The organism is Veillonella sp. CHU594 (genome assembly GCF_003992265.1).
GTDB lineage: Bacteria > Bacillota > Negativicutes > Veillonellales > Veillonellaceae > F0422.
This window is the reverse complement of the sequence record NZ_RQVB01000012.1, coordinates 1-12,339: the sequence shown is the minus strand read 5'-3', so window position 1 is coordinate 12,339 and position 12,339 is coordinate 1. Positions and strand designations below refer to the sequence as shown.

13 protein-coding genes and 5 tRNA genes are annotated in these 12,339 nt (G+C 40.7%); 17 read left to right on the top strand and 1 reads right to left on the bottom strand.

Annotated elements, in window-relative coordinates:
* Positions 1 to 176 precede the first annotated feature (176 nt).
* The 14 genes from cptIN to EO111_RS07840 all read left to right on the top strand — a co-directional run bounded on the left by cptIN (position 177) and on the right by EO111_RS07840 (position 10,232).
* Entirely contained in the window at positions 177 to 659 is a 483-nt protein-coding gene (gene cptIN, locus EO111_RS07905; RefSeq protein ID WP_127011215.1) for a type III toxin-antitoxin system CptIN family toxin, read from the top strand.
* Positions 660 to 815: 156 nt separating this feature from the next.
* Positions 816 to 1,481: an L-serine ammonia-lyase, iron-sulfur-dependent subunit beta gene (gene sdaAB / locus EO111_RS07900; protein WP_009353469.1), complete on the top strand. Its 666-nt coding sequence runs from the start codon at positions 816 to 818 to the stop codon at positions 1,479 to 1,481.
* An 8-nt stretch (positions 1,482 to 1,489) separates the two neighbouring features.
* A complete protein-coding gene (sdaAA, locus tag EO111_RS07895; RefSeq protein ID WP_009353484.1) occupies positions 1,490 to 2,365 on the top strand; it encodes an L-serine ammonia-lyase, iron-sulfur-dependent, subunit alpha in 876 nt (291 codons plus the stop codon).
* 12 nt (positions 2,366 to 2,377) lie between these two features.
* Complete coding sequence (locus tag EO111_RS07890) at positions 2,378 to 3,832, top strand: CCA tRNA nucleotidyltransferase (RefSeq protein ID WP_240642264.1); 1,455 nt, start codon at positions 2,378 to 2,380, stop codon at positions 3,830 to 3,832.
* The gene (locus EO111_RS07885; protein WP_127011214.1) at positions 3,829 to 5,817 is read left to right on the top strand and encodes a penicillin-binding transpeptidase domain-containing protein; all 1,989 of its coding nucleotides are present in this window, start codon (positions 3,829 to 3,831) and stop codon (positions 5,815 to 5,817) included. The genes EO111_RS07890 and EO111_RS07885 overlap by 4 nt, the downstream gene beginning before the upstream one ends.
* 76 nt (positions 5,818 to 5,893) lie before the next feature.
* Positions 5,894 to 6,742, top strand: a complete 849-nt coding sequence (locus tag EO111_RS07880) for a bifunctional 5,10-methylenetetrahydrofolate dehydrogenase/5,10-methenyltetrahydrofolate cyclohydrolase (protein WP_127011213.1) — start codon at positions 5,894 to 5,896, stop codon at positions 6,740 to 6,742.
* Positions 6,720 to 7,061, top strand: coding sequence for a hydrogenase maturation nickel metallochaperone HypA (gene hypA, locus EO111_RS07875; RefSeq protein WP_127011212.1), 342 nt, complete (start codon positions 6,720 to 6,722; stop codon positions 7,059 to 7,061). Before EO111_RS07880 ends, hypA begins: the two co-directional genes overlap by 23 nt.
* 9 nt (positions 7,062 to 7,070) lie before the next feature.
* A complete protein-coding gene (gene hypB / locus EO111_RS07870; RefSeq protein WP_127011211.1) occupies positions 7,071 to 7,736 on the top strand; it encodes a hydrogenase nickel incorporation protein HypB in 666 nt (221 codons plus the stop codon).
* A complete protein-coding gene (locus tag EO111_RS07865; protein WP_127011210.1) occupies positions 7,726 to 9,138 on the top strand; it encodes a hypothetical protein in 1,413 nt (470 codons plus the stop codon). The genes hypB and EO111_RS07865 overlap by 11 nt, the downstream gene beginning before the upstream one ends.
* Before the next feature lie 657 nt (positions 9,139 to 9,795).
* Positions 9,796 to 9,871, top strand: a tRNA-Thr gene (locus tag EO111_RS07860).
* A gap of 7 nt (positions 9,872 to 9,878) precedes the next feature.
* A tRNA-Tyr gene (locus tag EO111_RS07855) sits at positions 9,879 to 9,963 on the top strand.
* 7 nt (positions 9,964 to 9,970) lie between these two features.
* A tRNA-Met gene (locus EO111_RS07850) sits at positions 9,971 to 10,046 on the top strand.
* A 26-nt stretch (positions 10,047 to 10,072) separates the two neighbouring features.
* Positions 10,073 to 10,148: transfer RNA gene (locus EO111_RS07845), tRNA-Thr, on the top strand.
* A gap of 7 nt (positions 10,149 to 10,155) precedes the next feature.
* Positions 10,156 to 10,232: transfer RNA gene (locus EO111_RS07840), tRNA-Met, on the top strand.
* A gap of 137 nt (positions 10,233 to 10,369) precedes the next feature.
* On the opposite strand, the gene EO111_RS07835 is transcribed toward EO111_RS07840, so the two are convergent.
* Positions 10,370 to 10,642: a type II toxin-antitoxin system Phd/YefM family antitoxin gene (locus EO111_RS07835; RefSeq protein WP_127011209.1), complete on the bottom strand. Its 273-nt coding sequence runs from the start codon at positions 10,640 to 10,642 to the stop codon at positions 10,370 to 10,372.
* Between the two features lie 160 nt (positions 10,643 to 10,802).
* On the opposite strand from EO111_RS07835, the gene EO111_RS07830 reads away from it, so the two are divergent.
* From EO111_RS07830 to EO111_RS07820, 3 genes are all read left to right on the top strand, one after another.
* Positions 10,803 to 11,345 (top strand): Panacea domain-containing protein, encoded by a 543-nt coding sequence (locus EO111_RS07830; RefSeq protein WP_127011208.1) that lies wholly within the window; start codon positions 10,803 to 10,805, stop codon positions 11,343 to 11,345.
* A gap of 24 nt (positions 11,346 to 11,369) precedes the next feature.
* Complete coding sequence (locus EO111_RS07825) at positions 11,370 to 11,993, top strand: hypothetical protein (protein ID WP_009353492.1); 624 nt, start codon at positions 11,370 to 11,372, stop codon at positions 11,991 to 11,993.
* Positions 11,994 to 12,232: 239 nt separating this feature from the next.
* The coding region (locus EO111_RS07820) for a GTP-binding protein (protein ID WP_149306083.1) at positions 12,233 to 12,339 on the top strand (107 nt) is incomplete at its 3' end.

Here is a 12,339-nt window from a genome sequence, read left to right as displayed (position 1 = left end):
AGTATACTATGGGTGTAGAGAGTACTATCTCAAATCATTGTTGTTACTTAATAAGCAACTAAAATAAGATTAAGTTCAAATGGTTGTCGCTACTCGATATGCGACTCAATAAGTATTCGAGCTCAAATATGTAGACTCCATTCGAAAGAATGGAGTCTATTTTTTAGGGAGGGTTTATGAAAACAGGTCACTTTTATTATATAAACGATCAATATTTTGTAGATTTTCCAGATCCATATTTAATGAAAAATAAGGAAACTATAGATGGTCAAGCACATGATAGACCATGTTTTTATGCTTTTTTAGATGTGTCGACTAATTTATATTGGATGATACCCTTTTCTTCACAAATAGATAAATTTCAAAAAATATATGATACGAAAATTAATAAATATGGAAAATGTGATACCATTTTATTTGGAAAAGTACTAGGGCATGAAAAAGCGTTTCTAATTCAAAATATGTGTCCAGTTAGTATTTCATATGTTAAAAATGAATATATAGATGCTATTTATCATAAGCCTGTTAGAGTTGATGGGCGACTAGAGAAAGAATTAGAAAAGAAAGCTCGTAAAGTTTTGGCATTACAAAGAAAAGGGATACGATTAATTTTTCCAAATATATTAGAAATTGAAAAGCAGTTGCTTATAAACAAGTAATGAAAAAGCCTAACGAATAAGGTCTGGTACACCTTAATGCGTTAGGCTTTTTCTATGGTACTATTCTTTTACGAGAAGGCCCCAAATATGGTATGATATAAGGTACAGATAATAATACATAACATATTCCTACATAGATAATAGGAGGTACCTACGTTGAGTAGTATATTTGATATTATTGGGCCCGTTATGATAGGTCCATCTAGTTCACATACAGCAGGGGCGGCGCGTTTGGGAAAGATGGCTTTGTCTATTTTTCGTGAGCGCCCTGACAGTGTCACTATGACCTTATATGGTTCTTTTGCCAAGACCTATCGTGGACATGGTACAAACCGTGCTTTGGTGGCAGGATTACTGGGAATGGATGCAGATGATGCACGTATTCGTGAGTCCTTGGAGATAGCAGAACGTGAGAACTTTCAGTATACCTTTATTGAATCGGAAATAGATGCAGGCCATCCTAATACAGTTCGATTCAATATGTACGGTAAAGATGGAAAACACATGTCTGTTACAGGGTCATCCCTCGGTGGAGGTCGTGTGGCAGTGACCAATATTGATGGTATCGATGTAGATATTACTGGGGAAGAGCATCAAATCATTGTCTTTCATACAGATCAACCGGGTGTTATTGCTGGGGTCACACATATTTTGGGGCTAGAAACAATTAATATTTCTAGCATGCGGGTGTTCCGTAAGCGAAAAGGGTCAGAGGCAGTCATGCTTATTTCTACGGACTCTGATGTAGATGCAATGGCATTGCAGCAAATTAAAGAAGTGCCGGGCATTTCCTCGGTTATGTATTTTGAACCATTGGAATAGAGGATACTATGAGTTATTTATACGATACAATTGAAGACATTGTTCGCTTGGCTGATCGTGAAAGTATTTCCTTTTCCGAAGTGGTCTTGCGTTCAGAAATAGAAAGTACGGGCTCGACGAAAGAGGAGGTCCTAGCTGAGATACGACGTCGTATTCAGATTTTTAAGGAATCTGTTCGTGATGGCATCGCTGACACAAGAAAAAGTAAGAGTGGTATGTCTGGAGGGCAAGCGAAACAATTAGATGAAAGACAACCTCTTTTTTTAAGCGATTTAGCTTATCGGGCACTACGTTATGCTATTTCTGTGAATGAAGCAAATGCAAAGATGTTCCGCATTGTGGCATGTCCTACAGCAGGAGCCTGTGGTATTTTACCAGGTGTGATGCAAGCGGTAGGAGAAGTCTACGAATGCGATGAGGAAGCGTATGTGAATGGATTTTTAGCGGCAGCTGGTGTAGGTAATGTAGTGACAAATCAAGCCTGTGTAGCGGGGGCTGTGGGTGGTTGTCAAGCCGAAGTGGGTACAGCGGCTGCTATGGCTTCTGCTTGTGCTGTAGCGATGATGGGCGGCACTACGGAAGAAGTGGTAACGGCTATGACTCTATGTATGAAAAATGTCTTAGGTTTAGTTTGCGATCCTGTGGCAGGACTGGTGGAAGTGCCTTGCGTGAAAAGAAATGGAATCTATGCAGTGCATGCGTTGGCATCCGCAGAAATGGCTATGGCAGGATTGCGTAGTCGCATTCCTGCAGATGAAGTGATTGGAGCGATGGATTCCATTGGACGGGCTTTACCAGAAGCGCTTCGTGAAACGAGTGAAGGCGGTTTGGCGAAAACTAAAACAGGTGTGGATATCACGAATCGGTTAGCCCATCAGAAATAGAGAGGTGTAAGTATGGGCATGGAAGCATACAAAGAGACTTCTATCTACAAAGGAGCTCTGCGCATTTTGCAGACCTTACAAGCAGCGCATTATGAAGCGTATATTGTGGGTGGTGCGGTGCGAGATATACAGATGGGACGGATTCCTCACGATTATGATATTGTCACTTCCGCTATGCCGGAGGTGGTCATCGACGTACTACGAACTGAGGGCTTTATTACGACGAATGTAGTAGGCGCCTCCTTTGGGGTGGTTGTGGTTACAGAGGGTGATGATACCTATGAAGTAGCAACTTATCGAAGTGAACAATATGGTGAAGATAGTCATCGACCAGTGGCAGTACAATTTCCTTCTACGTTTTTAGAGGATGTACAGCGGCGAGATTTTACGATCAATGGTCTTGCTCTTACTGAAAGTGGTGAGGTCCGTGATGAAGTAGGCGGTTTACGAGATATTGTGGCACGCCGTTTATGTACCATTGGATCTAGCCAAGAGCGATTTCAAGAAGATGCGTTGCGCATGTTCCGATTATGTCGATTTGCAGGACAATTAGGCTTTTCTATTGATCCTGCCACCTGGGCGGGCATAGAGCCGAACCTATATCGTGTGGAAGGATTATCTTTAGAACGAGTGCGTATAGAAATTGAAAAAATGTTACTTAGTGAGTATGTAGATCTCGCTTTAGATGCGTTGGTGCGCAGTCATTTAAATGAGCAATGTTGCCAACAAACGATAGAGGGTCAGTCTCGACGGATTCCTATATTGCCAGAGCTAACTCATCTAGTGGATTTACCGCAAGCACCAGAGCACCACGTACATGATGGATGGTGCCACACTTTAGCAGTAGTAAAAAGGGTGGCGCCGAATCTAGTATTGCGTTGGGCTGCTTTGCTCCACGATGTAGGGAAAGGTATGGAAGGAGTTCGAGGCTTTCACAATGGGCGCATTACGGATCGTAATCATGATAGGGTGGGTGCCACTATGGCACGAAATATCTTGACCCGTTTAGGCTATGCTAAAGAATTTGTAAATCTTGTGGTATGGCTTGTAGAGCGACATATGCGGTTTCACTTTTATGTGTCCAATGGTTCTGCAGATTTACGTAAATGGTTGCAGAAGGAATGTCATGAAAATTTATTTAGAGAAACCAAGGATCTAGTGGAGGCTGTGGACTATCTAAAAACCCTAGGTGTGGCAGATGTATTAGGAGGAGGCACGAAAGATGCAGAACCTACAGTCCAGTATGGAACACGCATGATGGATATGGCAAAACAGATGCCTGTACACACGAAGGATTTGTGCTATGATCGCACATTGCCCAATTTAGTAGCACCTTATACGAAGGAAGTAATGCAGACTCTCTTACAGAGAGTACAAGCGGGAGATATTCCCAATACACCAGAAGCCTTACATAAGGCAGGAATGGCTAAATACGAACGAGTAAAGAAAAAGGAGTACCATGCATGAAAGTGCAAGCAGCAAGAAAACGATTAAATTTGAATGCCGGTTCGTGGTTCTTAGTTCTATTTTTTATATCATTAGGAATTATATTGCGATATACCTATGTACAGATTGTGGCAAAAGATACCTATTCTGAACGGTTTTCTAATCAATTTTTAACAGATAGAGTTTTACAATCTCCACGGGGAACTATTTTTGACCGCAATGGCAACCCCTTGGCATTGAGCGTAACAGTGAACTCGGTTAGTGCTGACCCAACGATGATGCGTGTAGTGGCTAAGAAATCCCCTGAAGAAGTGGCAGATGTATTAGCTCCTTATGTGCGTATTTCCAGAGAGGAAATTATTAAAAAATTAAATGAAGATACCGCCTTTGTGTGGATTGACCGCCTCTTAGATGTGCCGAACTCCAATGGTATAGAAGCAGCCATCAAGGAAGCAAAGTTCAATTTTATTACCTTACATAAAGAGAGCCGTCGCTATTATCCGAATGATACTTTATTAGCGCAGGTCCTTGGATTTGTGGGATTCAATGAAGATGGCAAAGCCGATGCAGAAGGTAAGGCAGGATTAGAGGCAGACTTAGATGATGTGATTCGCAGTAATGAGGTAAAAGTCAGCATTTATAACGATACAGCAGGTAGACCTGTCTTTGAGTCCGTACAGTCTCAATTTTTACCAGATCAAGAAAAATCTGTAAATCTCACCATTGATACTACGGTGCAGTTTATTGCAGAGCGTGCACTGGATAAAGCGATGGCAGATACAAAGGCTCGCAGTGCAGCCATGATTATTATGGACCCTAAAACAGGGGAAATCTTGGCAATGGCGAACAAAAATCGTGGTATGGCATCGGATGTGAATAAATTAAAGTTTGAAGATTATCGGAATAATGCGGTGGTAAGCATTTATGAACCAGGGTCTACTTTCAAACCGATTATTGCCGCCTCGGCTCTGGCAGCTGGAAAATGGCAATTAGATACAGTGTACAATGATACGGGTACCATTCTAATCGATGGGCATACGATAAAAAACTGGGACGGTAAAGGCAGTGGTAAAGTTCGCTTACTAGATATTCTAAAATATTCCATTAATACGGGCATGGTGTACTTGGGTACGACTACCGGTGGAGATATTTTGACAGATTATGTCAAACGATTTGGGTTTGGTAAAGCCACAGGCATTGAACTGCCGGCTGAGGGAGATGGAATCCTATTTGATCCGAAGACAATGAGTAAATTAGATACTGCCACTATGTCTATCGGACAAGGGATTGCGGTAACACCATTGCAAATGGTACAAGCCTTTGGGGCCTTGGCAAATGGGGGCAAAATGATGAAACCTCATATTATTAAATCCATCGTGAACCCAGATGGATCTACTTTCAGAGAAGCACAAGATATAGAGCAAGGCCAACCTATCCCTGAAAGTATTGCCAAACAGATTACAGATATTTTGGAAAAAGAAGTTTCTGAAGGGGGCGGCCATAAAGCCTACGTAGAGGGCTACCAATTTGCCGGTAAAACAGGTACGGCAGAAAAATTAGATGCCGAACATGGTGGTTACTTGAATGGCCGGTATATTGCATCCTTTATTGGATACGGCCCTGTAGAAGATGCTCACTTTGTTGCCTTAGTTGTGATTGATGACCCGCAAGGTACATTCTATGGTAGTCAAATTGCAGCGCCAGTATTCCAAGATGTGATGTCACAATTAGTGCGGTACTATAAGCTTTCACCAACTCGTAGTAAACACAATGACAAAGATAAGGCGAAAGGTGGAACTAATGTATTAGTGGTGCATCGTAATAAAGATGGATCTGTGATTGTGCCAAACTTTGTGGGACACGCCTATGGGGAGGTCCGCGATTGGGTTCATGAAGCTGGATTAACGTTCAAACCAACCGGTACGGGCTATGCCATTTCACAAGATGAGGCCGTGGGCAGTACGGTAGAACAAGGAGAATCTATAACGGTTCATTTTAGTCGTTAATGTAGATAGAATGCTTACACATACTCTGATAGGTGTAACATACTAATGTAATAAAAATTCTGAATGTGAGGATATCATGATAGAATTATTAGGAAAACCAGTAGCACAGGCTCGTAAGGCTGTGCTACAAGAGAAAATGCAAGTACTAGCCAATCAAGGCGTGACCATTACACTAGGTATTTTGTTAGTGGGTGACGATAGTGCTGCTAAGATGTATGCTACTTTCATGGAAAAGGTAGCAAAAGGAGCGAATTTCGATACTGAATTAGTGGAATTGCCGGAAACAGCTACCCAAGAAGAGGTAGAAGCGGTGATTCACAGATTCAATACAGATGAACGTATTTATGGTGTGTTACCGTTGATGCCAATGCCGAAACATATCGACAGTGAAGCGGTGATTGGAGCCTTAGATCCAGCGAAGGATATTGATGGGCTAACCACCTATAACATTGGGCTATTTAGCTCTGGCAAAGGTGGGTATGTGCCGTGCACACCAAAGGCTTGCATGGCGATTATTGACCATTATGGCATCGAACTAGCAGGCAAAAAAGTAGTGGTTCTAGGCCGTAGCCAAGTAGTGGGTAAACCTGTAGCATTGTTGGCGCTAGAGCGCAATGCAACGGTGACAATCTGCCATTCTAGAACACAAAACTTACCAGCTGAACTAGCACAAGCCGATGTGGTCATAGCTGCGGTCGGTAAAGCTCACATGGTGCACGGATCTATGTTGAAGCCAGGTTGTGTTGTCATCGATGTGGGAATCAATGAGTTAGAGGGACAGACCGTAGGTGATGTGGACTTCGGATCTGCCAGTGAAGTGGCTTCTGCCATCACTCCTGTACCAGGTGGCGTTGGTTCTGTAACGACCACCATGATGTTAGAAGGCTTATACGAGGCGTATTATGCACGAAATGGCCATCGCTGAGGGAATTATGGATGTGGCGCTAGACACGCTGAAAGCGAATGAAGGCACCATCATCCATGCTATACAAGTACAGATTGGTGCGTTGTCTGGCGTAGAGCCAGAGGCGTTACACTTTTGTTTTGATGCAGTCACACAAGGAACGGCGGCAGAGGGAGCAAAGCTAGACATTGAAACGATTCCTATGAAAGGACGTTGTTTAGATTGCCATCAAGAATTTTCAATGGAACAGTATCGTCATGTATGTCCACACTGTGAAAGCTTTGCCGTAGAAGAATTACAAGGCCGAGAATTGCGTGTGGCATCCATCGATATGGATTAAAGGAGTACTATGGAAGTACAAGTAATGACAAATGTATTGGCAAAAAATGATGCCATTGCAGAAACACTACAACAACAATTTAAAGATAAACACATTTTAGTGATGAATTTATTGGGTTCTCCAGGGGCGGGTAAAACATCCCTATTAGAGGCGACGTTACAAACCTTGTCCAAGGACTATCGCATTGCTGTTATTGAAGGTGATTTGTTCACAGATAAAGATGCGGAGCGCATTCATGCCACAGGTGTACCAGTGATTCAAATTAACACTGTCGGAGGTTGCCATTTAGATGCGAATATGATTCGTGAGGCTATTGCTGAACTAGATTTGGATGCGTTGGATGTAATCATCATTGAAAATGTAGGTAATTTAGTATGCCCAGCAGAATTTTTCATCGGTGAAGATATGAAAGTGACTGTTCTTTCTATTACAGAAGGAGAAGATAAGCCATTAAAATATCCTTTGATTTTTAAAGAGTCAGCAGCAGTATTGTTGAACAAAGTTGATTTATTGCCTTATGTACCATTTAAAATGGATGAGGCCATGCGGGATATTAACTCCTTACAACCAGGTGTGCCTATTTTTCAGGTGAGTTGCACTCAGGAAGCAGGGCTTTCACCTTGGATTACTTGGGTGAAAGAAAAATTAGAGGAGCGACGTAACAATGAAAGCTAATTGGAAAGCTGCCTTAGGGGCTATGGTAATAGCAGGAATAGTGGTGTTACAGCCACAGGCTGTACTGGGTCATGAGGTATCTATCAATACCAGTGCTGACACTACACGGATGTCAGAAGAGTTGGCGCTTAGAAAATTTATAAAAGAGAAGAAAGCTTCCTTTCAGGAAGGTGAAGCAGAACAACTTGATCTAGTGGGAACTGCATTTACAGCTAAACGAGTGCCCCCTCTTGTGATTACAGATGAATTTGTGAAAGCTCTTGCAGGGGAAGCAAAAGCTCGTGTAGAGGGGAAACAACATGAACCGTGGGTATTTCCAGATGTGGATGTACTGAAAGAAAAACTAGAGGCTATAGGTAAACAAAAAGCTGTGGAAACACATGCTGGTGATATGTTGGATGGGGATTCCGCTGTGGAAAGTACGCTAGAAACAGGTAGCGCTGAGAAAGCTAAGGAAACTAAAGTATCTAAAGATAACAAGACCAATGGTAAAGAGAAACAGAAGGCATCTAGTGAGTCTAACAAGGCGGTAGAAGATACGGAAGATGCAAAGAAATCTAAAGTTTCTAAAGCTTCTAAATACCCCATTGAGCTATTGTGGACAGATAAGCCTAGTATTTTCTTACATGAAGATGTTCATGTAGGGGCAACGCGTAGTGAAGTGCTCTTTGCTTGGGGTGCACCACGAGCTATGTGGCGGGACAATACAGATGGTTCTTTGTTGTGGCTATATGAAGGCGTAATTGGTAAAGAAAAAACTATAACAGAAAATAAAAAATCCTCTATTCAAAAAGAGGAGTTTTCACAGTTGGTGAAGAATACTTATACTAGTGACTCTTTAGCAGGTTCTAACAGTTCTGTGGGTTATGTATGGCTTTCATTGAAGCAGGGGAAAGTCACGCATTTGGGAATGATTGCGGGTCATGACTGGCCTCGTTTTGCTATACCAGCCACTACATTAGAAACATTTAAGCCTAATACCATGACAGAATCAGATTTCTCTTTGATGGGATACCGATTAGGTGATACCTTTACCAATGATCCAAATCGATCTTGGGAAGAGAGAGGCAAGCTGTATGGTCAGGAATTTTTAGGCTATAAGGATGTAGTAATCGCATATAACAAGGAACACGAAATCACTCGTGTCATGATCAACTCATCGCTTGGTACGACGAAACGCGGCATTTCACTAGGAGATTCTAAATATTTACTGCTCTATCTCTACGGAGTGCCAGATTTTGAAGAACCTGCTAATCATCATGATAGCACCAAAGGTGTTGTGTATGGCTATCGCCATCCAGTACTAGAACATACCTATTTGTTGTTTACATTGGATGATACATTCATTAGAGAAATATTATTATCCAACCAAAAGAAAAGCGAACTTGTTTCGGCTATGTAGCCTGTGGCGTTCGTAACGAAATTATATAACGGGAAGAGCACGGCATACTCCTCACAAACGGTATTTCATAATGTTTGTTCGGAGCACGCCGTGCTCTTCTTGTGTTTGAGTGATTTAGGTAGTTAGGGAACGCCACAAGGCTACTACGCAAAATTGCGTTCCTTAGAGATTTTTGAGCTATTTTGTATGCAGATCATAGCACTTTTAGATTTACTATATAAGTAATGAAAAAGCCTAACGAATAAGGTCTGGTCACCTTAATACGTTAGGCACATTTTCATTTCAAACTTTCTTGAGATGAGCCTAACGCCGATCAAACGTTGATGGCTCTTCTTTTTGTATATTTAGTATACCATATTTTGTTGTGAAATACTACTGTTGTAACGGCAAGCTCTATATAATAAGGGTAAATTTTTTGATATGTCAGTAATAAATGTAATAAAGAACGAACCTATTCCTATCCAAAGTGGTGTTATAATGTATTCTTTGAGAGGTATGACAAAATTTTCTGAAAAAAGTTAAAAAATTTTTTATAAAACACTTGCGTTAGGAATCATAAATGTGGTATTATATCAAAGTAGTCAAGAACAGGACTACGGAGTAGAAAAAAGTTCTTGACAAACTACATAAAGACATATATAATATGTATGTAAATGTGCTGGCGTAGCTCAATCGGTAGAGCAGCTGACTTGTAATCAGCAGGTTGTGGGTTCAATTCCTATCGCCAGCTCCATTTTTTTGGAGGGATTCCCGAGCGGCCAAAGGGAGCAGACTGTAAATCTGCCGTCTTCGACTTCGAAGGTTCGAATCCTTCTCCCTCCACCATTTTCATCGCGGGGTGGAGCAGTTGGTAGCTCGTCGGGCTCATAACCCGAAGGTCGCAGGTTCAAGTCCTGTCCCCGCAACCATGTTAATTCGTTAGTGATTGAATAGTGCTGGTGTAGCTCAGTCGGCAGAGCGTATCCTTGGTAAGGATAAGGTCACCGGTTCAATCCCGGTCACTAGCTCCATATACTTGGCGGCATAGCTCAGTTGGCTAGAGCAATCGGTTCATACCCGGTGTGTCCGCGGTTCAAATCCGTGTGCCGCCACCAATAACCTCACTTAGGTGGGGATTTTTTTATATTTGAAATATAGTTCATAAAAGGTGGAGATACTCTTATATGAGTATCTCCACCTTTTATTATAAAAATTCTATTAAATTTTTTCAAAGATAGGAAGAAAACTTAGCTTATAAGTTGGCTTGTTCATCGATATAGCTCCTTGCGGCATTAAATACTTCAGCTTTAGAAAGTCGAGTCGTTGAACTTCTAGCTAATGTATCTGCTTCATCAAGTTTTTCTTCTACATCCATGGTCAGTGTGGAATATTGCTCGATGCTCATTAGCACCATGGTACCATATCCATTTTTAGTGAGAAATACAGGTGAGTTTGAGTTGATCACAGTTTCTTCAATTTCAGGAAATTTATTTCGTAAGTCAGAGACTGGGCGAATATGAATCATAATAAACACCTCCTTATTATCATAATTATATCTTTATTTTATCAGAGTATTACAAAAAGATAAACTAGTGTATTAAGTTTTATTTTTACTCTTGGTTAGATAAGCATTGAAATTCATAGATTGACTTTGTATAATGAGAGTATAGAAAGGTGGTGGCTCTATGGCTAAAGCGATAGATGTGGCAAAATTTTTTATTGAAATAGTTGCTAATACTCCTAATGAAGATGCGATAACTAATTTACGGTTAAATAAACTGCTGTACTTTGCTCAAGCTGGGAGCGTTTCATCATTAGGTTATACTCTTATTGAAGAAGATTTTGAAGCATGGGATTTAGGCCCGGTTGTTAAATCTATTTATAAAACCTTTAAAGAATATGGAAGAAATGGGATTGTTAATCAATCATTTGATCGACAAGCGTTGACTAAAGATGAGCAATTATACTTGTTAGATATTCTACGTAAATATAGCACAATGTCTACATCTTCTTTGGTGAATAAATCTCACGAAAAAGGGACCCCTTGGTATGAAGTGTACTATTCTACTGAGGATAAAATTATTCCGAAACATCGAATTACAGAATACTATGGACATATTGAAACTGTTGATAAATTTACATTGCCGTTTACAGAGAAAGACTTCGTTGGGACAAGAGATGAATCTAACCATTTAGTGTTACCACAGGAGTATGACTATGCCGAATAGTGGGGAAGTAGAAAAGAGGTACATATGACAACATGGTTTAATGATTTAAAAGAATTAATTTGGCACCCTAAGAGTAGGGGATTCGATCAAATTGCAGAGCATGGGACGATAAAAAAAGGTTTACTTACCTATTTTGGTCTGGAAGTGGTATTCTGTTTATTGGTGGCTACTTTAGTACTGCCGTTGGTAGGCTTTTTCATGCCTGCCTATTATCGTGAGATTGACGCCTTAGGGTCGGCCATTATCATAGGTTTGGCCATCGTCTTTTTCCTATTTCAAGCGGTGTCCATTTTGTTTAACAGTGCGATTTTCTTCGGCTTATACAAATTGACAACAGGTGAGGCGACTTGGACAGATGTGGTGAAAGGATTCATCTACGGCAAGGTCATCACCAATGTATATGGCGTAGTATTAGGCTTGCTCTTGTTGCCGTTTTTTGGGACAGGTTTTTTCCTAGCAACATCCTACGGTATGGAACTTATTTGGCTCTTCTTAGGGGCTTTCTTTGCAGTGGCCATCTGGATTTTCTACATGAATCTATCCCTGATGGCTCGTATTATTAAAAGTACCCTAATGAAAGCATTTTTATTATTGCTAGGTACTGGTATTGTGCAAATTATTTTAGAATATATGCTGAGATATTTGTAAGTTATGCGCTAGAATACTATATTGTGCCGCCTATATAGTATGTTTTCGGAATATATGTTGAATTACTTATATAAAATGTAATGAGGAACAGAGGTTAGACTTTCACAGAAATATCCGATAAGTGGAATGAAAGCACCTGTAATTCCTATAAAATAAGTAAAGTGTATTTGTATTTCTCTATTTAATCATATATAATAAAGGTAATTAGTTTTTTTGTAATGAAGGAGGCTATTTTAACAATGGCAAAAGCAAAGTTCGAACGTAATAAACCACACGTTAACATTGGTACTATCGGTCACGTTGACCATGGTAAAACTACTTTAACAGCAGCAATCACTAAAGTTCT